This is a genomic window from Nocardia sp. NPDC059764, assembly GCF_042732555.1.
In the GTDB taxonomy this organism is placed as follows: Bacteria; Actinomycetota; Actinomycetes; order Mycobacteriales; family Mycobacteriaceae; genus Nocardia.
Genome location: NZ_JBHWHH010000147.1, coordinates 1 through 17,874, shown reverse-complemented (window position 1 = coordinate 17,874; position 17,874 = coordinate 1). Strand labels below are relative to the sequence as shown.

Genomic DNA, 17,874 nt, shown 5'->3' with positions numbered 1-17,874 from the left:
GGGTAGCCACTACCCGGCGCGCCGTCGTATATCCGCAGGTGGGGGCCCGGGAAGGGCTGCGCCGCCATTGCTTTCGATCTTCGGGGGACCCACCATGGACTCGAGGCGGGTGTGTGACACACGTCTCCGAACCTGACGTGCGACTTGCCGATTCGGGTCGCCGATTGCGAAGGTTTGCGGGATATGTTGCGCACAAATCCATTACGCCTGTCGGATCGCCTGTCCCCGGCCCAGCGCCGCCTGCTGCAAGCGGTCGTATCGCTCTTGATCGTGGTCGCACTTGCCGTCGCGATCACCGTCCTCGAAAAACGCGGCGGCACAGACAAACCGGAATCGAGTGGCCCGCCGATTCCCGATCGCGGCGCGCAACCGGCCGGATCGGCCAAGGAGATCAACGCGCTGCTGGGCAAACTCGAGGTGGCCGACGAACTGCCGATGACCGGCTATTCGCGCGAGCGCTTCCCGCACTGGGACAGCGAGAAGCCCGAGCACGGATTCGGTGACAGCTTCGCGCAATACAGCCGCTGCACCACCCGCGAGGTGGTGCTGCTGCGCGACGGGACCGGACCGGTGAAGCTGGATCCGAGCAGCTGCAAGCTGAGTCTCGGCGCCGATGCGGGCTGGCGCGATCAGTACGGGGTCATGGACAAGAAGACCAATGTCCTCAAGCCCTACAAGTGGACCACCGATTCGTCGGGCCTGGACATCGACCACATCGTGGCGCTGGCGGAGGCGTGGCGGTCGGGCGCGGCGAAACTCGACGACGACACCCGCCGCCATATCGCCAATGACGCGCTGAACCTGGTGATTTCCGATCCCACCGCCAACCGTTCCAAGGGCGACCAGGACCCGTCGAGTTACCTGCCGCCCGGAAACTTCCGGTGCGCCTATATCGGGCACTACATCCAGGTGAAACTAAAGTACGGATTGAACGTCGACACCAAGGAACAGTCCGCATTGCAGACAGCGGTGAAGGACTGCATCAGCAAGGGAGAGTTCACATAGTCGCCATTGTCGAAATCCAGAGCGAGGCTGCCGTCATGACCCGGGAAGAGGGAACGGTCTCCGGGGATCTCGATGTGACGCTGGACTACTCGGGCCACGGGCTCGTGCGCTATCGCGGTACCGCCACCTGGTACACCATCGGAAATCTGGAGGACGAGGAGCCGCGCAGCTGGACCAGCGTGCAGGACCTGGCCACCGCTATCGAGCACGAGAGCGGTGGCCGCGACGCCGCCGGCAATGTGACGCCGTTCGAGGCGTGAACGCTAGTCGCGCACGGCTTTCAGTGCCTCGGCCCGCGTCTTGACGGCCTCGGTCATGCCGGTGAAGCCCTTGCGCAGCGCGCCGCCGAGCAGGCCGCCGACCACCACCGACAGCGGGCCGTTGAGCTGGAAGTGCGAGTCATAGCGGGTGCGGCCGTCACCCAGATCGGTGATCAGGTGCGAGCGTTCGCTGCTGAGCACACCGAGCGGCGCGGGCTTCATGTTATAGCTGAACTCGCGTCCCGGGGTGCAGGAGCGGATGAACTCGCGCTGCTGCTTGGGCGGGCCGACCAGCTGCACCCGCATATCGATGGGGGAGCCGGGTTCCAGGGTGGTCTTGCACTCCAGGACGAAGGGATTCCATTCCCCGTACGCGTCCACATCGGTGAGCACCTGCCAGACCAGCTCGGCGGGTGCGTCGATCTCCACGCTTTTGTCGATGACGAAGGCCATGGGGGAACAATACTGACACCAGTTCTAGACGGTGTGGTGGGTCTCACTCCCAGCCCCCGTACCGTCGACTCATGACCCTCGCCGAGCGCTACCCACTCCTGCACGCCCCCGCTCGCTGGGAGTGGGGCGGGCTCGACGTCCAGTTCTCGACCGAGCTGCCACCCGACGACCTCGTCACCAACATCCACGTCGTCTGCTTCGTCGGTGAGCGCGTCGTCCTGTGCCGCGACGACCGCGATGTCTGGATCCTGCCCGGCGGCACCCGCGAGGCCGGAGAATCCATCGAGTCCTGCGTCATCCGGGAACTCGCGGAGGAGGCGGGCGCCGAACTGACCGGTCCCATCCGGCAATTCGGTGCGCACTACGCGACGACGGACCGTACCGAGCCGTATCGCCCCTGGCAGCCCCATCCGCACAAGGCCTGGCTGTGGTGCACCGCCGAGGTGCGACTGACGGGCGCACCGACCAATCCCGAGGACGCCGAACAGATCCGGGAGGTCGGACTGTTCACTCTCGCGGAAGCTCTGCGCCGAGCTCGCACGGACGGCCACTATCTCCCCGAACTCCTGAAGCTGGCAGTGGAGCTCGCGCATCCGAATGCCTGAACGGTCCCACAGCGAATACCCTTGCTGGGAAGAAGTTCGGCGCCGGTGTCGATTTCGCCTGTGGCTTTTCGTGTAGGAGGTGAACGGTCGCGGAAGAGCGGTCCGCCTGAGCGAAGGAGCATCTCATGCGCAAGATCAACGCCACGTTGTCCATCACTCTCGACGGAGTCATCCAGGGCCCGGGCCGTCCGGACGAGGACACCCGCGGTGGCTTCACCCACGGGGGCTGGGGCGGCAAGTACAACGACGAGGTCATGGCCGCGGAGATGGGCAGGGGTATGGCAGAGCCCACGGACATGCTGTTCGGACGCCGGACCTGGACGGACTTCATCACCGCCTGGGCCACCCGCACCGACGACAACCCGTTCACCACACACATGAACGCGGTCACCAAATATGTCTGTTCCAGGACTCTGGAGAACACGGACGCCTGGCGGAACTCGATCCTGTTGTCGGGCGATGCCGCCGAGACAGTGGCCAAGCTCCTGACCGAGGATGGCAGGGACCTGACGATCATCGGCAGCACCTCGCTGGTTCGCGACCTGCACGCCGCCGGCCTGGTCGACAGCTACACGCTGCTGATCCATCCGCTCACCCTCGGCACCGGCATGCGACTGTTCGAGGGCAGCGCCCCGCTCACCGAATTCGAGCTCACCAGCAGCGTCACCACCACCAAGGGCGTTGTCATCGCCCACTACACCCGTCTGTGAGGTCGGAATCCATGCAGAAGTACCTGCTGTCGATCTACCAGCCCGAGGGCGAGCCGGATCCCGCGGCCATGGTCCGAATCGTGGCCGATCTGCACCGGTTCAACGAGGAACTGCGTGAGAGCGGCTCATGGGTGTTCACCGGCGGCCTGCACGCGCCCGGCACGGCAACCGTCGTGCGTCCCGACGGCATGCTCACCGATGGTCCCTATGTCGAGGGCAAGGAACACATCGGCGGGATCTGGGTGATCACCGCACCCGATCTGGACGCCGCGCTGGAGTGGGGCCGCAAGGCTGCCGCCGCGACCACGCTGCCGATCGAAGTCCGCCCGTTTCAGGATGTCGAACCGTATTGAGTCCGACACCGGAGGAGATCGCGGCCGTGTTCCGCGCCGAATACGGCAGAGCCGTCGCCGTACTCGTGCGCGGGCTCGGCGATATCAGCACGGCCGAGGACGCCGTCGCCCACGCGTTCGCCACCGCGCTGCGACGCTGGCCGGTCGAGGGCATGCCGCCCAGCCCGGCCGGTTGGATCATCACCACCGCCCGCAACCGGGCCGTCGACGAACTGCGCCGCGAATCGGTCCGTGCGCACAAACACGCCGAGGCACAGCGACTCCACGGCCCGGACGAACCCGCCGAGGAGGGTCCGGTGCGCGACGACCGTCTGCGGCTGATATTCACCTGCTGCCACCCGGCCCTGGCTCTCCCCGTGCGGGTGGCGCTCACCTTGCGGCTTCTCGGCGGGCTCACAACGACCGAGATCGCCCACGCCTTCCTCGTGCCCGAACCGACGATGGCGCAGCGCCTCGTCCGAGCCAAGGCCAAGATCCGTGACGCCAAGATCCCCTACCGGGTGCCCCGCGACGCCGATCTGCCCGACCGCCTCGGCGCGGTACTCGCGGTGCTCTACCTGATCTTCAACGAAGGCTACGTCGCCACCTCCGGCGCCGAACTCGCTCGCGCCGAACTCTGCGCCGAGGCGATCCGTCTGGCCCGGCTGCTGGTCGAGCTCATGCCCGACGAGGCCGAGGCCGCGGGACTGCTCGCGCTGATGCTGTTGACCGAGGCTCGCCGCGACGCCCGCACCGACCCCGCGGGCACTCTGGTCCCGCTGGCCGAGCAGGACCGCTCCCGCTGGAACGCCGATCTGGTCACCGAGGGTCGCGCGATCACCCGCGCCTGCTTGCGCCGTAATCAGCCGGGCCGCTACCAGATTCTGGCCGCGATCAACGCCGTGCACACCGACCCCGTCACCGACTGGACGCAGATCCTCGCGCTCTACGACCAACTCGTGCACTTCGACAACGGCCCGGTGGTCGCACTCCACCGTGCTGTCGCGGTCGCCGAGGTCCAGGGCCCGGCAGCGGCTTTGCCCGTGGTGGATGATCTGAATCTTGGGAACTACTACCTGTTTCACGCGATCCGCGGTGACCTGCTCGCCCGCCTCGCCCGCACCACAGAAGCCGGTCAGGCCTTCGGTACCGCGGCGCAGCTCACCGAGAACCAGTCGGAGCGCACCTTTTTGCTCGCTCGGCGTGACCAACTCGGTCGAACGGACCGCTCCCGCAACGACTGACAGACGACTTCTCAGCGTCCGGCATCAGTCGGCTGCGCCACTACCCCGGCTACGAGGAGCGCGACAGCGCGTTCGACGCGGTCGGTGTCACCGGTGATCCACCAATCCATGATCAGGCCGCGGACACCCGAAACGAGCAGCGTCGCCGAGGCTTCGGGGTCGGGCAGGCTCGGGTCGATGCGGTGCAGGGACTCTGCCATCGGGGTGACCAGCGCGGTGATCGCGTCGGTCGCGTAGGGCCGGAAGGGGCTGCCGGGAACCGTTGCGGCGCCGAGGACTTGGAGCAGGGCGCGCAGGCTGACCGCGCTGTCTCCGGCGGTGTTCAGGTCGAAAGAGCTGGTCAGACGGGTGGCCAGGGTGGCGGTGTCGTCGATGCCGGAGAACATCGCGCCGATGTCGGGACGGTGGGATTCCAAGGCGGCGACCAGCATCGCCTCCTTGGTGCCGAAGTAGTGGATGAGCATGCGGGAGCTGGTGCCCAGATATTCGGCCAGGGGGCGCAGCGAGAGTTCGGTGAGGCCGTGGTCGGCGATGTAGGCGATGACGCCTTCGAGGAGCTGGGCGCGGCGGGCGTGGTCGAGTGGGCGGGGCACCGGTTGACTGTAGCGGGTGCTACAGGTATTCATGTCTCCATGAGTGTAGCGATTGGTACAGAAACTCGACGGGGCGTGGTGGTCACGGCGATGGCGGCGACCACCTGCCTGGGGGCCGACCTCGACGCCACCTGGTCGCGGCTGCTGGCGGGGGACAGTGGAATCGGCACGCTCACCGACGATTTCGTCACCGCGAATCAGCTGCCGGTGCGGATCGGCGGACGGCTGGTGACACAGCCGGGGGAGCGGCTGACCCGGATCGAACAGCGGCGGATGTCGTTCGTGCAGCAGCTGGCGCTGGTGCTGGGACGGCAGGTGTGGCAGGACGCGGAAACGCCGGAGGTCGAGGCGGAACGACTGGCGGTCGCCGTGGGCACCGGACTCGGCGGCGGGGAGGCGCTCATCAATGCGGTGGATCTGATGAAGACCGGGGGCTATCGGAAGGTGCCGCCCATGACGGTGCCGATGGTCATGCCGAACGGACCGGCCGCCACGGTCGGCCTCGAGATCGGCGCGAAAGGAGGTGTGTACGCGCCGGTTTCGGCCTGCGCGTCGGGCGCGGAGGCCATCGCCCACGCGTGGCGGTTGATCGCCACCGGTGAGGCGGACGTGGCGGTCGCGGGCGGCGTGGAGGGCCATATCGACGCGGTCCCGATCGCCAGTTTCGCCATGATGCGGGCCATGAGCACTCGCAATGACGAACCCGAGCGCGCCTCACGGCCTTTCGACCGGGACCGGGACGGCTTCGTCTTCGGCGAGGCGGGGGCGCTGCTGGTGCTGGAGTCCGCCGAGCACGCGCGGGCGCGGCGTGCGCGGGTGCTCGGCCGGGTACTGGGCGCGGGCATCACCTCGGACGGCTATCACATCACCGGCACCTCGCCCGACGGCGACGGCGCGGCCCGCGCCATGCGCAAGGCGCTCGCGACGGCGGGGCTGACGGGTGCGGATGTCGATCACGTCAACGCGCACGCCACCGGCACTCCGGTCGGTGACGCCTCGGAGGCGAAGGCCGTCATGGCGGTGTCGCCGCACGCGTCGGTGTACGCGCCCAAATCGGCGCTGGGACATTCGATCGGAGCGGTCGGTGCGCTGGAGGCGATCCTCACGCTGCGCACCCTGGCCGAGCAGATCGTGCCGCCCACACTGAATTTCGAGAATCCGGACCCGGGGATCGAGCTCGACATGGTCGCCGACAAGCCGCGCGAGCAACAACTGCGGTACGCCCTGAGCAATTCGTTCGGTTTCGGCGGCCACAACGTCACGCTGGCCCTCGCGCCCGCCTGAGTGGAAATTCGCTCGGCGCAATGCGATTCAGGCAGGTCATGGCAGTTTGTCGGTCTGGACGCGCGGGTCCAGCTTGCGCAGGGTGTCGGGCCGGTCGGTCAGGCACGGCCAATCCCGGCTCACCGCTTCGAGAGTGGCGTGCCCGGCGGGGATGAGGGCGTCGGCGTCGGGCCGATCGGCCAGGGTGTCGCCCAGCTGATCGCTGGCGGGACGGTCCAGCGGCTGGATGACGGTATTGGGCAGGTCCAGCAGCACCGTGAGGATGTCCCAGCGGCCGGGCGGGATCAGGGCGCGGGCGGCGGCCAGCGCGGTGGCCGGGACGATGATGGTGTGCCCGGCGTCCGCGGTGGCCCACACCACCGATTGCACGTAGGCCACGCGGTGGGCCCAGGCGGTCAGCGCGGCGGTGTCGAAGACGACGCCGCCCAGGGTCGGGGCGGCGGGGCTCATGCCGCGCCGGCGTGATCGCCGGGGGCCTCCTCGTCATCGGATAAAGGTGGTAACCCCTGCACCGCCCGGGCGCGATTGATCAGATCCAGCGGCGGGCGGCCGCCGAGCGCGTTCTCCAGGCGGGCCAGTGAGTCGGCGCGGTCGACGCGCGCCTTCACGGACTCGGCGACGAACGCGGAGATCGAGGCGATGCGTCCGGAGCTGCGCCAGTCGTCGAGAGTGGCGGCGATCTCCTCGGGCATCGTCACGGTTATCTTGCGGGTGCGACGCGGTCTCGCCATACCGCGATAGTAAAGCGGTATGTGCGGCGGGCAAAAGCTGACACCGCGCCGAGCGCCGGAACCGCAGGGGCGCAATCCCGCACGAAATCGGGCTATTCGGATCGGCCTGATCGGAAACCTGCCGGTCAGGCGCGGGGGCGGGTTCGATACGGTGGAGTGTGCCCACCGCCGTGGGCATCGCCGCAAATCTCCAGTCAAGAGGACATAACTCGATGGATCAGAGTTCGATCGTGTGGGCCGACGGTGCCGTGGTCACCATCGACCAGCGAGCCCTGCCGCACCAGGTGCGGGAGCTGCGGCTCACGACGGTCGACGAGGTCATCGACGCCATCAAGACGCTGGCCGTGCGCGGCGCGCCCGCCATCGGCGTGTGCGGCGCGTTCGGTGTGGTGATCGCGGCCCGAGCCGCCACCACCGACGGCGTCCTCGACGAAGCGCTGGTCGAGGCCGAGGCCGCCCGCATCGCGGATGCACGCCCGACCGCGGTGAATCTGGCGTGGGGTGTGCAGCGGACGCTGTCCAAGCTGGCCGGGGGTGTCGAGGCGCTCGAGGCGGAGGCGCTGGAGCTGCTGGCCGAGGACGGCCGGGTGAACCTGGCCGCCGCCACCGAAGCCGCCGATCTGATCCAGCGGCTGTGCGGGGACCGCCCGCTGCGGCTGCTCACCCACTGCAATACCGGCCGCCTGGCCACCACCGCGTGGGGAACCGCCATCGGTGCGCTGCGGGTGCTGCATCAGCGCGGCGCGGTGGCCGAGGTGATCGTCGACGAGACCCGCCCGCTGTTGCAGGGCGCGCGCCTGACCGCGTGGGAGATGGCCGAGGCTGGGATCCCGCACCGGCTCACCATCGATTCGGCGGCGGCCTGGGCCATGGCCACCGAGGGCGTGGACGCGGTGGTCGTGGGCGCGGACCGGATCACCGCCGACGGGGCGGTGGCCAACAAGATCGGCACCTACATGCTGGCCATCGCGGCAGCGCACCACGGCATTCCGTTCATCGTGGTCGCGCCGGAGTCGACACGCGACATCTCCACGGCGCGCGGCTCCGACATCGTGGTGGAGCAGCGCGCGGCCGCCGAGGTGACCGGATTCGGCGGCGTCGCAACGGCTCCCGAGCGCACGGCCACCTTCAACCCGGCCTTCGACGTCACCCCGGCCGAGCTGGTCACCGCCGTGGTCACCGAGTTCGGCGTGCTCGAGGACCCATCCGCCGCCCGCACCGCCGCTGGTGCGGCGACCACGCCGGGATCGACCGACACCGCCGGCGCCGAGATCGCGGACATCGCGCGCGGCCTGTACGCGAGCGGCTGGATGCCGGGCACCGCGGGCAATATCTCTGTGCGCCGGGGCGATACGGCCGTCATCACCGCGAGCGGGCTGTCCAAAGGCGAGCTCACCGCCTCGGACATGGTCACGGTCGCCGTGGTCGACTCCCAGCCCGTGGACGACTCCGGCCGGAAGCCGTCGGCCGAGACCACGATCCATACCGCCGTCTACCGCACCCGCGGCGCGGACGCCGTGGTGCACGTGCACCCGCCGCACGCGACGGCCGTGTCGATCCGGACCGGCGGAAACGGCGTCACCACCGCACGTTTCGCCGGATACGAGCTGATCAAGGGCTTGGGCTCGGCCCACCCGGATCTCATCGACATCCCGGTGTTCCCGAATCACGCGGATGTGCCGCGGATCGGCGCGGACATCGAGAAGTATCTGACCGAGCACCCGGAGGCCCCGCCGGTGCTGTTCATCGCCGGGCACGGCATCACCACCTGGGGCGCGTCGCTGGCGCAGGCCCGCGACCGCGCCGAATGCCTCGAGGCGATGTGCGAACTGACCACTCTGACCGGGCACCAGGAGCTCCCGGTGCGCGACCATGTGTGAAACGAATACCGCGTTCCGAGAAGGGAACCTCCGATGACCCTGTTGCAGATCATGTCCGACACCGACGCCGGTGAGGTCGTCCTGCGCACCGATGACGACGCGGTGATCGCCGCCGAACTGGGCAAGCGCGGCATCACCTTCGAGCGCTGGCCGCTGCTGGAGGGCTTCAGCGCCGCCACCACGACCGAGCAGCTGCTGGCCGAATACCAGGGCCGCATCGACGAATTGAACGCCGACGGCCGCTACAAGTTCATCGACGTGGCCCGCATCCACCCCGATGACGCCGACCCGGAGTGGCCCGCCAAGGCGGTCGCCGCGCGCACCAAGTTCCTCGACGAGCACCGCCACGCCGAGGACGAGGTCCGGTTCTTCGCGGCCGGTGCGGGCTGCTTCTACCTGCATCTGGGCAACGAGGTGCTGGCGACGGTGTGCACCGCGGGCGATCTGGTGTCGGTGCCTGCGGGCACGCTGCACTGGTTCGACATGGGTACCCGCCCGGAGTTCGTGGCCGTGCGCTTCTTCGAGGAAGAGGACGGCTGGATCGGCGATTTCAGCGGCGACAAGATCTCCGCGGGCTTCCCGACCCTGGACGAATTGCTGGCCCCGGCATGATCAAGGTGGTCGTGCTCGATATCGAGGGGACTACCAGCCCGACCAGTTCGGTGCGGGAGGAGCTCTACGGCTACACCCGGGAACGGCTCCCGGGCTGGCTGGCCGAGAACACCGGCGGCGACGCCGATCCCATCATCGAGGCCACCCGCGCCCAGGCGGACCGCCCGGACGCGGACGCCGCCGAGGTGGCCCGGATTCTCATCGAGTGGCTGAACACCGATGTGAAGTCCGAGCCGCTCAAGGCCGCGCAGGGCATCATCTGCGCCGAGGGGTTCCGCAACGGCGCGCTGCACGGCGAGTTCTTCCCCGACGTCGCCCCGGTCCTGCGGGCCTGGCGTGGTGCGGGGCTAGAGCTCTACATCTATTCGTCGGGTTCGGTGCGCAATCAGAAGGATTGGTTCGAATTCGCGCGCGGCGGCGATCTGTCCCCGCTGATCAGCGGGCATTTCGACCTGTCGACCGCGGGCCCGAAGCGCGAGGCCGCGTCCTACGAGAAGATCGCGAGCGCCATCGGCGTTCCGGCCGAACAGATCCTGTTCGTGTCCGACCACCCCGACGAGGTGGACGCGGCGGCGGCCGCGGGCTGGCAGGCCGTCGGCGTGACCCGCCCGGGCGAACCGAACAGCCCGCGCGGCCCGCACCGCTGGATCAGCGATTTCGCGGACGTCGCCCCCAACTGACAGGCGCCGCAACGGCATTGGCGCAACCCATGACAGACATCGAGCCCGCCCGGCATACGCCGGACGGGCTCGATTCGTCTTCGCCGAAGAACCGCTCAGCGCACCCCGGCGGTGGCGGCCCGGTCGATGAGGTACTCGACGAGCGTCATCAGCACGTTCTTGGCCGAGCCGCGATCACGAGCGTCGCAGAGCAGCACCGGGATTCGCTCGTCCAGGTCGAGGGCGTCGCGCACCTCGGCCGGGGTGTAGAGCGGTGCGCCCTCGAAGCAGTTCACGGCCACCGTGAAGGCGACGCCGCGACGCTCGAAGAAGTCGATCGCCGCGAACGAGCCCTCGAGTCGGCGGGTGTCGGCCAGCACGACCGCGCCCAGGGCGCCGCGGGCCAGCTCGTCCCACAGGAACCAGAAGCGATCCTGTCCGGGGGTGCCGAACAGGTAGAGGACCAGGTTCTGGTCGATCGTGATGCGGCCGAAGTCGAGCGCGACGGTGGTGGTGGTCTTGCCTTCCACCCCGCGCAGATCGTCTACGCCCGCGGACAACTCGGTGATGAGTTCTTCGGTGCGCAGCGGAGTGATCTCACTGATCGCCCCGACCATCGTGGTCTTGCCCACGCCGAAACCGCCCGCGATGAGAATCTTCACCGAGGCGGCCATGGGCGCGGCGGAATCAAAGTTTTCGGATGCCATCGAGTACCGCTCGCAGAATGTTGAGGTCACCGGGCGCGGCTTCGGGGGAGGCCGGGGCCCGGAACTTGAGGATGTTGTCGGAAATCAGGTCCCCCACCAGAATTTTCGTCACCGCCAATGGCAACCGCAGGGCGGCCGAGACCTCGGCCACCGTCAGCGGAAGCCGGCACAACCGCACGATTTCCGTGTATTCCGGCTCGGCACGCCGCAGTGGTGGGGCAGCGTTCGGCACCACCACCACTGTCAGCATGTCCAGATCGTGCCCCGCGCCCATGGTTCGGCCACCGGTCCGTGCGTAGGGACGCACGAGCGGACCGGCCGCGTCATCGAACCACTGTTGCCCCGGCCCCGCGCTCATGACAGCCGCGGATTGCCTTGTCCGGCCAGGTTGTGGCGCGGTGTGGTGGACAGGTAGTTGCCGACCCGCTGTACGGTCAGGTTCATCTCGTAGGCGACCATGCCGAGGTTGGCCTGTTCGGTGGCCTGCAGTGCGAGGCAGGCGTGGCTGCCGGCGGCGGTCACGAACAGCACCGCGCGCTCGAGTTCGATGACCGCCTGGCGGACGCCGCCGCCGTCGAAGCGGCCGCCGGCGCTGCGCGCCAGCCCGTAGAGGGTGGAGGACATGGCACCGAAGTGCTCCGCGTCCTCACGGCTCATGGCGGATGAGCGGCCCAGCAGCAGTCCGTCGGTGGAGTGCACCACCGCGTGACGGACGCCCGCTAGCCGGTCGACCAGATCATCGAGTAGCCAGTTGAGATCACCAGCGTTTGAGGTGGTCACCGTCGCCTTCCTGTCGTTCCTGCTGGGTGCCTTCGAAGAAGGCCTGGGACTCAGGCCCGAACGAACCGGGATCGGCCTGCCGGCCCTGCCTGGTTCCGTTTTCGATGGCGGAGAAAAGGTCTCGGGCCTGCTCGGCCGTGCGGGTGGCCTGGACCGCCGACTCGGGGGTCGACTGCTCCTTCGCCAATTCCGGTGCGAGACTTGCCTGCCGGTGCCGTCGCGGAAGCGCGGGCCGGGCGTCGGAGCCAGTGTAATGGGACCGATCGTGTTCGCGAGCACGGAAGCCGTTTTCGGACGGCGGGACCGCGCCGTTCTGCAGGTCCAGTCGCGGCTGCTGCGGCGGTTCGGGCCGCGGCGGCGAGGTGGGCGGGTCGAACGGGGTTGCCGCGCCGAAGGACATGACCGGCGGCACGGCCGAGTCGGTCGTGGGGCCGAAGGTGCCGGCGGGCGGGGCGAAGGAACTCGTCGGCGGGGTGAAGGAACCCGTCGACGGACCGAAGGGCTCCGGTTCCGGCTCGGCCGGGGTGACCGGCGCCTCGGGCGGAGTCGTCAGCGGCGCATCGTAGTTCAGCAGCGGCAGGTCGTAGCTCGAGGTCATCGACGGCGGGACCGCCGGGGCGGCGGGCAGCTGCGGCAGCGCGGCCACCGCGGCCGAGGCGGCGGACAGCCCGCCCGTCCCGAGCTGACGCGGCGCCACCGGGATCTCACCGGTTGGGCCGGAGGCCTGCACGGTCAGCACGGTGGGCACCAGCACGATGGCGCGCACACCGCCGTAGTCGGATTCGGTGAGCCGCACCGTGATTCCGTGGCGCGAGGCCAGCTGGGCGACCACGAAGCGGCCGAGGCGGAAGTCGTCCGGCAGCATGGCGACACCGAAGTCCGGGGCCTCGCGCAGCACCTCGTTGATCCGCGCTAGCTCTTCCTCGGGCATACCCATGCCCTGGTCGATGATCTCGATGGCGACGCCCTTGCCGACCACGTTGCCGCGCACCTCGACCTGCGACTGCGGCGGCGAGAAGTGGGCGGCGTTGTCGACCAGCTCGGCGAGCAGGTGCACGAGGTCGGCCACCGCGCTGCCGACGATCGACACCTCAGGCAGGCGGGCGATCTTGACGCGGGTGTAATCCGCGGTCTCGCCGACGCTGGAGCGCACGATCTCGAGCAGCTGCACCGGGTTTCGCCACTGCCGGCCGGGCTGACCGCCCGCGAGAATGATCAGGTTCTCGGCGTTGCGGCGTTCGCGGGTGGCGAGGTGGTCGAGGCGGAAGTAGATGTCCAGCAGCGCCGGATCCTCCTGCTGCGACTCCGCGGCGTCGAGGATCTCCAGCTGGCGGTGCACGATGACCTGGCTGCGGTGGGCGATATTGAGGAACATCGCCTTGACGCCCTCACGGGTGCGGGCCTCGGTGATGGCGGCCGACACGGCAGAGGCGTGGGCGTGGGTGAACGCCTTGGCCACCTGGCCGATCTCGTCGTGGCCGAAGTCCAGGATCGCCTTCTCGTCGGCCGGGTCCAGCGGGCGGCCCTCGCGCAGCTTGGCCATGATCTCGGGCAGCCGCTCGTCGGCGAGCCCCAGCGTCTCGTCGCGCAAGCCCTTGAGGCGGCGGATGATCCGGTTGGCGAGGATGAGCGAGACCAGGAAGGCCAGCGCCGACACCGCCACCATGGCGCCGCCGACGAGCGCGGAGTTACGGGCGTCGGTGTCGGCCACGTCGGCCGCGGCGCGCTCGTTGTGCTTGCTGTTCTTGTCCCACAGCTTCAGGACCTGGGCGTTGAGCCGCGACACCGTGTCCCGCCATTCCTGCGGGGTGAAGGTCAGCGGCGCGACCACCGGGGGAGTGCCGGGCTTGACCGGAGGCAGCGTCATGGGATCGAGCGCCCGCGAGAGCAAAACGTTCTCCATCATGACGATCTTCGTCCAGTCGGGATCGTTCATGAGGGCCTGCATGTCGGCATTGCCGGCGCCGCCGTCGCCACCGGCGAGCACGCCGAGGTTGACGCGGTAGGTGCCTGCCACACGGGAGAATTCGATGGCCAGCTCGGGCGGCAGCGCACCGCCCGCGAGCAGCACCTCGGCCACCGCGGCTTCGCGGGACAGCATTTCGGCGGACTGCACGATCTGCAGGCCGTTGATCATCTCCATGGCGACCGCGGCGTTGGGCGCACGGTCGGCGACGATGCGGGTGCCGATCCAGATGAACTCGAGCACCTTGCCGTAGAAGTAATAGGTGTCCGACACCGACGCGCCGTTGGTGTCGATCCCGGTGCGCAGTCCGGCCAGCTGGCGGGTGAGGGTCAGGAACCCGCCGACGTCGCCGGTGACCCCTTCCGGACCGGATTCGCGCATGGAGGCCGAGACCGGCGCCATCCCCAGCAGCGCGTTGTCGAGCCGGGTTCGCGCCTGCGCGAGGGCCTTCGGGTTGGCGTCGTCGCCACCCGCCATCTGCGCGAGGGAGAGCTGGCGCTCCTGCTCGACCGCCGCGATCAATTCTCCGGTGGGCGCTCCGGCGGCGGACAACGCGTCCGCCCATTCCCGCGCATGCTTGCTCTCGACCACCAGGTATCCCGCGCCACCCACGCCGATCGCGAGCAGCGCCAGGCTCGGGACGAGTGCGATGGCAAGCACGCGGGTGCGGACCCCGAGCCTTGCTCTGAACATCGGGCAAAGGTAACGGGACGTAGGTCACATATGCCGCATCGATCCCGTTGGGCGGGAGCACGTTTGACAGTCCGGGTCATGCATGCCGGTGCATCGCATTCGAAGCCGCCGGGCAGCAATCCTATAGCTACCCGAATAAATGGCGGCACAGAACGATTCGCGCCGCTCAAGCGTGTCGCCGCGAATCGACGGCATGGGACGAATCCGGCGTGGCGTGCGGCGGTTCGCGCTCGATCAGGACCGTGGGCAGCAACACGATCGCGCGCACGCCGCCATGATCGGAATCGGACAAACGCACCGAGATGCCGTGGCGGGCGGCCAGCCTGGACACCACGAACAGGCCCAGCCGCGAGTCCTCGGACAGCCGGGTGACCGCGAAGTCCGGTGCGGCGCTCAGCAGCTCGTTGCGGCGGTCCAGGTCCTCGGCGGGCATGCCCATGCCCTGATCGCTGATCTCCACGACCACGCCGCGCGCCACCGCCGTGCCGGTGATCTCCACCCAGGACTGCGGCGGGGAGAAGGAGGCGGCGTTGTCGACCAGCTCGGCCAGCAGGTGCACCACATCGGCGACCGCCGCGCCGACCAGGAAAACCGCTGGCAGACGGCCGATTCGAACCCTCTGGTAGTCGGCGGTCTCCCCGGCGGCGGAACGCGCCAGTTCGAGCAGGGGGACCGGGTTGCGCCACTGGCGGCCGGGGCGGCCGCCCGCCAGGATGATCAGGTTCTGGGCATTGCGGCGTTCCCGGGTGGCCAGGTGGTCGAGGCGGAAGTAGATGTCCAGCAGCGCCGGATCCTCCTGTCGAGCCTGCGCGGCGTCGAGGACCTCCAGCTGGCGGTGCACCACGACCTGACTGCGGTGCGCGATATCGAGGAACACCGACTTCACGCCCTCGCGGGTGCGGGCCTCGGTGAGCGCGGCGCCGACGGCCGCGGCGTGCGCGTGCCCGAACGCCCGCGCCACCTGCCCGATCTCGTCGTCCCCGAAGTAGAGGACCGGTGCGGCGGCCTCGATCTCGAGGTGCTCGCTCGTGGATCCGCCGTCGGCGCGAGTCCTTTTGTGCGGGATGGTGTTTGACAGCGCTCCGGCGCGTCCCGTAGGTCCCGGCCGCGGGGTATCCGTTAACCTGCGAGCCAACTGTGAGATTTCTGCGAGTCGGAAACCAGCAAACCGGCAGCACTAGCTTCAGCCGCGCCCGGAATCGCGGGCCGCGCCGCCGGACCTCGGGGGACGCGACGACGGAGGAGACGAAGTGCAGCACAGGAAACGCGCGTGGTCGGTCGCGATCGCGACGGCGACCGCCGCGATGGCGGCCGCGACGCTGGTCGCCGGATGCGGGTCGGACAGCAAGGGCGACAACGAGGTCCACAACATCATCTACCTGCTCGGTGACGGTATGGGGCGCACCCACGTCACCGCCGCCCGCCAGCGGTTCGAGGGCGCGGGCGGGCAGTTGCAGCTCGAGAAGCTGCCGTATGTGGGCGCGGTCGCGACCTACGCGGTGGAGCCGAACAGCGCCAAGCCGTCGCTGGTGACCGACTCCGCGTCCGCGGCCACCGCGTGGGCCTCGGGTGTGAAGACCTACAACGCCGCCATCGGCGTGGACGCCTACGGCAAGTCGGTGCCGACGCTCATGGAGCAGGCCAAGGCCGCGGGCTTCGCGACCGGCAATGTGAGCACCGCCGAGGTCACCGACGCCACCCCGGCGGGCATGTTCAGCCACGCGTTGCTGCGCGGCTGCCAGGGCCCCACCTTCAGCGACTCGACCTGCCTGCCCAAGAAGGCTGACGGCAGCTACGAGGCGCAGCCGGCGGACAAGACGCTGGTCACCCCGATCGCCGAACAGATCGCGCGCAACAACACCGCCGACGTCATCTTCGGTGGCGGCCTGGCCCGCTTCGAGCCCGACGACCAGAAGGCCATGCTGGACAACGGCTATCAGGTGCTGGGCTCCATGGGTGATCCCGCGCTGAAGGCGCAGACCGCCGAGAGCCAGCAGGTGGCCACCGCCGCCGACCTGAAGTCGGTGACCGGGCAGAAGGTGATCGGCCTGTTCAACCGCGGGAACATGACCGTCACCAATGCGCGTAACGCGCTACCGGATTCGGCTCCGCAGAAGCAGGAGCCGACCCTGAAGGACATGACCGCCAAGGCGATCGACCTGCTGTCGGCGCGCAAGGGCAAGGGCTTCCTGCTCCAGATCGAGGGCGCGCTCATCGACAAGCGCTCGCACGCCAACGACGCCGCCCAGACCCTCGACGAGGTCAAGGCGTTCGACGACGCCGTCGCCGCCGCCATGGACTTCGCCAAGAAGGACGGGCACACCATGGTGATCGTGACCGCCGACCACGAGTGCGCGGGCTTCAACATCATCGAGAAGAACACCTTCACCAACGCCGAGGCCGTCGCGCCGCCGACGAACGTGGACGCCACCAACCCGGCCAACAACAGCAAGCCCGGCCGTGACGGCAAGGACAACGTGAAGGACCCGGTCCGCTCGCCCGGCCTGGTCAACGGTGCGGGACAACAGGATCCGCGCAACTTCGCCCCCGCCACCTTCCGCACGCCCGACGATCCGGCCGAGGTGAAGGACGGCACGCCCGAGGCGAGCCTGTGGCTGACCTACCTGTCGGGCAACCACACCGGCGCCGACGTGCAGATCTACGCCTACGGCCCGGGTGCGCAGGTGTTCGCGACCAGCCAGGACAACACCTCGCTGTACACCAAGATGCACAAGGCGCTGCTGCCGTGACGCGGCGAACCGGAGCGGTGATCGCGGGTCTGCTGGCGGTGGCGGGCTTGGGCACGGGATGTTCCTCCGCGCCGCAGCCCGCGAGTCCGGCGCCCACGGCCGCTCCGGTGGCCGCCCCGCGCACGACCGAGCCTCCGGCCACGACGCTCGCGATCCCGGCGGGGGAGGTGCGCCTGGCGGCCGGGCCGTTCACCGATCGGGTGCGGCTCAGCGGCACCCGCCTCGAAGGGTCTTCCGTCCGCGGCACTCTGGCGATCACCTCCGATGTCAGCGATGTGCTGGCGCTGGAGGTGAGTGCGGCGTTCTACGACGCCAATGGCCGACTGGTCGGTACGGGGATGTTCCAGCACGCCGACGAGGAACCCACCGGTGGCGGACCGCACGTGCCCAGTGTGAACGGCATTCCGTTCACCATCGTGTCGGCTCCGGCCGATGCCCCGGTCTCGGCGGCGGTGCTGTCGATTCCGGTGCTGGTGAACGAATAGGGTTGGGCCGCACGTCTTTCGGTGATCCCGCGCACGCACCCCTCGTACGTGCGCGGGATCGGGGCCCGACCCGCCGGTGCTGCCTTCACCGGCGGGATATTCCCCGCCCGGGGTAGTACTGGCTG

21 protein-coding genes are annotated in these 17,874 nt (G+C 69.0%); 12 read left to right on the top strand and 9 right to left on the bottom strand.

Annotated features, from left to right (window positions below; genetic code table 11):
- Positions 1-183 precede the first annotated feature (183 nt).
- Together ACFV4K_RS26770 and ACFV4K_RS26765 are read left to right on the top strand one after the other, a co-directional pair.
- A complete protein-coding gene (locus ACFV4K_RS26770; RefSeq protein WP_379278610.1) occupies positions 184-1,005 on the top strand; it encodes an HNH endonuclease family protein in 822 nt (273 codons plus the stop codon).
- Positions 1,006-1,040: 35 nt separating this feature from the next.
- A complete protein-coding gene (locus ACFV4K_RS26765) occupies positions 1,041-1,265 on the top strand; it encodes a hypothetical protein (protein WP_357081764.1) in 225 nt (74 codons plus the stop codon).
- Positions 1,266-1,268: 3 nt separating this feature from the next.
- Here the strand turns inward: ACFV4K_RS26765 and ACFV4K_RS26760 are convergent, their stop codons facing one another.
- Positions 1,269-1,718: an SRPBCC family protein gene (locus ACFV4K_RS26760; RefSeq protein WP_379278609.1), complete on the bottom strand. Its 450-nt coding sequence runs from the start codon at positions 1,716-1,718 to the stop codon at positions 1,269-1,271.
- Between the two features lie 71 nt (positions 1,719-1,789).
- Between ACFV4K_RS26760 and ACFV4K_RS26755 the strand changes: the two genes are divergently transcribed.
- The 4 genes from ACFV4K_RS26755 (at position 1,790) to ACFV4K_RS26740 (ending at position 4,609) form a co-directional block, all read left to right on the top strand.
- Positions 1,790-2,323, top strand: a complete 534-nt coding sequence (locus tag ACFV4K_RS26755) for an NUDIX domain-containing protein (RefSeq protein WP_379278608.1) — start codon at positions 1,790-1,792, stop codon at positions 2,321-2,323.
- Positions 2,324-2,448: 125 nt separating this feature from the next.
- A complete protein-coding gene (locus ACFV4K_RS26750; protein WP_379278607.1) occupies positions 2,449-3,033 on the top strand; it encodes a dihydrofolate reductase family protein in 585 nt (194 codons plus the stop codon).
- A gap of 11 nt (positions 3,034-3,044) precedes the next feature.
- Positions 3,045-3,386 carry a YciI family protein gene (locus tag ACFV4K_RS26745; RefSeq protein WP_379278605.1) on the top strand — a complete coding sequence of 114 codons (342 nt, stop codon included), beginning with the start codon at positions 3,045-3,047 and terminating at the stop codon, positions 3,384-3,386.
- Positions 3,383-4,609 (top strand): RNA polymerase sigma factor, encoded by a 1,227-nt coding sequence (locus tag ACFV4K_RS26740; RefSeq protein WP_379278604.1) that lies wholly within the window; start codon positions 3,383-3,385, stop codon positions 4,607-4,609. The genes ACFV4K_RS26745 and ACFV4K_RS26740 overlap by 4 nt, the downstream gene beginning before the upstream one ends.
- Before the next feature lie 11 nt (positions 4,610-4,620).
- On the opposite strand, the gene ACFV4K_RS26735 is transcribed toward ACFV4K_RS26740, so the two are convergent.
- Positions 4,621-5,202, bottom strand: a complete 582-nt coding sequence (locus tag ACFV4K_RS26735) for a TetR/AcrR family transcriptional regulator (protein ID WP_379278602.1) — start codon at positions 5,200-5,202, stop codon at positions 4,621-4,623.
- A 39-nt stretch (positions 5,203-5,241) separates the two neighbouring features.
- Between ACFV4K_RS26735 and ACFV4K_RS26730 the strand changes: the two genes are divergently transcribed.
- Entirely contained in the window at positions 5,242-6,486 is a 1,245-nt protein-coding gene (locus tag ACFV4K_RS26730; RefSeq protein WP_379278601.1) for a KasA/KasB family beta-ketoacyl-ACP synthase, read from the top strand.
- A gap of 36 nt (positions 6,487-6,522) precedes the next feature.
- Here ACFV4K_RS26730 and ACFV4K_RS26725 read toward each other — a convergent pair whose 3' ends face one another.
- Together ACFV4K_RS26725 and ACFV4K_RS26720 are read right to left on the bottom strand one after the other, a co-directional pair.
- Complete coding sequence (locus ACFV4K_RS26725; RefSeq protein WP_357081746.1) at positions 6,523-6,936, bottom strand: hypothetical protein; 414 nt, start codon at positions 6,934-6,936, stop codon at positions 6,523-6,525.
- Positions 6,933-7,217, bottom strand: coding sequence for a hypothetical protein (locus ACFV4K_RS26720; protein ID WP_357081744.1), 285 nt, complete (start codon positions 7,215-7,217; stop codon positions 6,933-6,935). The genes ACFV4K_RS26725 and ACFV4K_RS26720 overlap by 4 nt, the downstream gene beginning before the upstream one ends.
- A gap of 212 nt (positions 7,218-7,429) precedes the next feature.
- On the opposite strand from ACFV4K_RS26720, the gene mtnA reads away from it, so the two are divergent.
- Genes mtnA through mtnC form a run of 3 tightly spaced genes read left to right on the top strand, consistent with a single transcriptional unit; the run spans position 7,430 to position 10,389 of the window.
- Positions 7,430-9,097 (top strand): S-methyl-5-thioribose-1-phosphate isomerase, encoded by a 1,668-nt coding sequence (mtnA, locus tag ACFV4K_RS26715; RefSeq protein WP_379278599.1) that lies wholly within the window; start codon positions 7,430-7,432, stop codon positions 9,095-9,097.
- A 33-nt stretch (positions 9,098-9,130) separates the two neighbouring features.
- Positions 9,131-9,709: a cupin gene (locus tag ACFV4K_RS26710; protein WP_357081740.1), complete on the top strand. Its 579-nt coding sequence runs from the start codon at positions 9,131-9,133 to the stop codon at positions 9,707-9,709.
- Positions 9,706-10,389: an acireductone synthase gene (gene mtnC, locus ACFV4K_RS26705; protein WP_379278597.1), complete on the top strand. Its 684-nt coding sequence runs from the start codon at positions 9,706-9,708 to the stop codon at positions 10,387-10,389. Before ACFV4K_RS26710 ends, mtnC begins: the two co-directional genes overlap by 4 nt.
- Positions 10,390-10,484: 95 nt before the next feature.
- Here the strand turns inward: mtnC and ACFV4K_RS26700 are convergent, their stop codons facing one another.
- The 5 genes from ACFV4K_RS26700 to ACFV4K_RS26680 all read right to left on the bottom strand — a co-directional run bounded on the left by ACFV4K_RS26700 (position 10,485) and on the right by ACFV4K_RS26680 (position 15,649).
- The gene (locus tag ACFV4K_RS26700; protein WP_379278596.1) at positions 10,485-11,075 is read right to left on the bottom strand and encodes an ATP/GTP-binding protein; all 591 of its coding nucleotides are present in this window, start codon (positions 11,073-11,075) and stop codon (positions 10,485-10,487) included.
- Positions 11,056-11,433 (bottom strand): DUF742 domain-containing protein, encoded by a 378-nt coding sequence (locus tag ACFV4K_RS26695; RefSeq protein ID WP_379278594.1) that lies wholly within the window; start codon positions 11,431-11,433, stop codon positions 11,056-11,058. Before ACFV4K_RS26695 ends, ACFV4K_RS26700 begins: the two co-directional genes overlap by 20 nt.
- Positions 11,430-11,855, bottom strand: a complete 426-nt coding sequence (locus ACFV4K_RS26690; protein WP_040857697.1) for a roadblock/LC7 domain-containing protein — start codon at positions 11,853-11,855, stop codon at positions 11,430-11,432. Before ACFV4K_RS26690 ends, ACFV4K_RS26695 begins: the two co-directional genes overlap by 4 nt.
- Entirely contained in the window at positions 11,833-14,514 is a 2,682-nt protein-coding gene (locus ACFV4K_RS26685) for a nitrate- and nitrite sensing domain-containing protein (protein ID WP_379278592.1), read from the bottom strand. The genes ACFV4K_RS26690 and ACFV4K_RS26685 overlap by 23 nt, the downstream gene beginning before the upstream one ends.
- Before the next feature lie 166 nt (positions 14,515-14,680).
- Positions 14,681-15,649 carry a sensor histidine kinase gene (locus ACFV4K_RS26680; RefSeq protein WP_379278591.1) on the bottom strand — a complete coding sequence of 323 codons (969 nt, stop codon included), beginning with the start codon at positions 15,647-15,649 and terminating at the stop codon, positions 14,681-14,683.
- Positions 15,650-15,764: 115 nt separating this feature from the next.
- On the opposite strand from ACFV4K_RS26680, the gene ACFV4K_RS26675 reads away from it, so the two are divergent.
- Both ACFV4K_RS26675 and ACFV4K_RS26670 read left to right on the top strand, forming a co-directional pair.
- Positions 15,765-17,264 carry an alkaline phosphatase gene (locus ACFV4K_RS26675; RefSeq protein WP_379278589.1) on the top strand — a complete coding sequence of 500 codons (1,500 nt, stop codon included), beginning with the start codon at positions 15,765-15,767 and terminating at the stop codon, positions 17,262-17,264.
- Positions 17,261-17,749 carry a hypothetical protein gene (locus tag ACFV4K_RS26670; protein WP_379278587.1) on the top strand — a complete coding sequence of 163 codons (489 nt, stop codon included), beginning with the start codon at positions 17,261-17,263 and terminating at the stop codon, positions 17,747-17,749. Before ACFV4K_RS26675 ends, ACFV4K_RS26670 begins: the two co-directional genes overlap by 4 nt.
- The last annotated feature ends 125 nt before the right edge of the window (positions 17,750-17,874 follow it).

Excerpts from the sequence above, each read along its gene's own strand:
- ACFV4K_RS26755 (WP_379278608.1), top strand. The coding sequence starts at position 1,790 with ATGACCCTCGCCGAGCGCTACCCACTCCTGCACGCCCCCGCTCGCTGG.
- ACFV4K_RS26700 (WP_379278596.1), bottom strand. The coding sequence starts at position 11,075 with ATGGCATCCGAAAACTTTGATTCCGCCGCGCCCATGGCCGCCTCGGTG.
- ACFV4K_RS26760 (WP_379278609.1), bottom strand. The coding sequence starts at position 1,718 with ATGGCCTTCGTCATCGACAAAAGCGTGGAGATCGACGCACCCGCCGAG.
- ACFV4K_RS26710 (WP_357081740.1), top strand. The coding sequence starts at position 9,131 with ATGACCCTGTTGCAGATCATGTCCGACACCGACGCCGGTGAGGTCGTC.
- ACFV4K_RS26765 (WP_357081764.1), top strand. The coding sequence starts at position 1,041 with ATGACCCGGGAAGAGGGAACGGTCTCCGGGGATCTCGATGTGACGCTG.
- ACFV4K_RS26745 (WP_379278605.1), top strand. The coding sequence starts at position 3,045 with ATGCAGAAGTACCTGCTGTCGATCTACCAGCCCGAGGGCGAGCCGGAT.
- mtnC (WP_379278597.1), top strand. The coding sequence starts at position 9,706 with ATGATCAAGGTGGTCGTGCTCGATATCGAGGGGACTACCAGCCCGACC.
- ACFV4K_RS26695 (WP_379278594.1), bottom strand. The coding sequence starts at position 11,433 with ATGAGCGCGGGGCCGGGGCAACAGTGGTTCGATGACGCGGCCGGTCCG.
- ACFV4K_RS26750 (WP_379278607.1), top strand. The coding sequence starts at position 2,449 with ATGCGCAAGATCAACGCCACGTTGTCCATCACTCTCGACGGAGTCATC.
- ACFV4K_RS26720 (WP_357081744.1), bottom strand. The coding sequence starts at position 7,217 with ATGGCGAGACCGCGTCGCACCCGCAAGATAACCGTGACGATGCCCGAG.
- ACFV4K_RS26725 (WP_357081746.1), bottom strand. The coding sequence starts at position 6,936 with ATGAGCCCCGCCGCCCCGACCCTGGGCGGCGTCGTCTTCGACACCGCC.
- ACFV4K_RS26685 (WP_379278592.1), bottom strand. The coding sequence starts at position 14,514 with ATGTTCAGAGCAAGGCTCGGGGTCCGCACCCGCGTGCTTGCCATCGCA.
- mtnA (WP_379278599.1), top strand. The coding sequence starts at position 7,430 with ATGGATCAGAGTTCGATCGTGTGGGCCGACGGTGCCGTGGTCACCATC.
- ACFV4K_RS26730 (WP_379278601.1), top strand. The coding sequence starts at position 5,242 with ATGAGTGTAGCGATTGGTACAGAAACTCGACGGGGCGTGGTGGTCACG.
- ACFV4K_RS26770 (WP_379278610.1), top strand. The coding sequence starts at position 184 with ATGTTGCGCACAAATCCATTACGCCTGTCGGATCGCCTGTCCCCGGCC.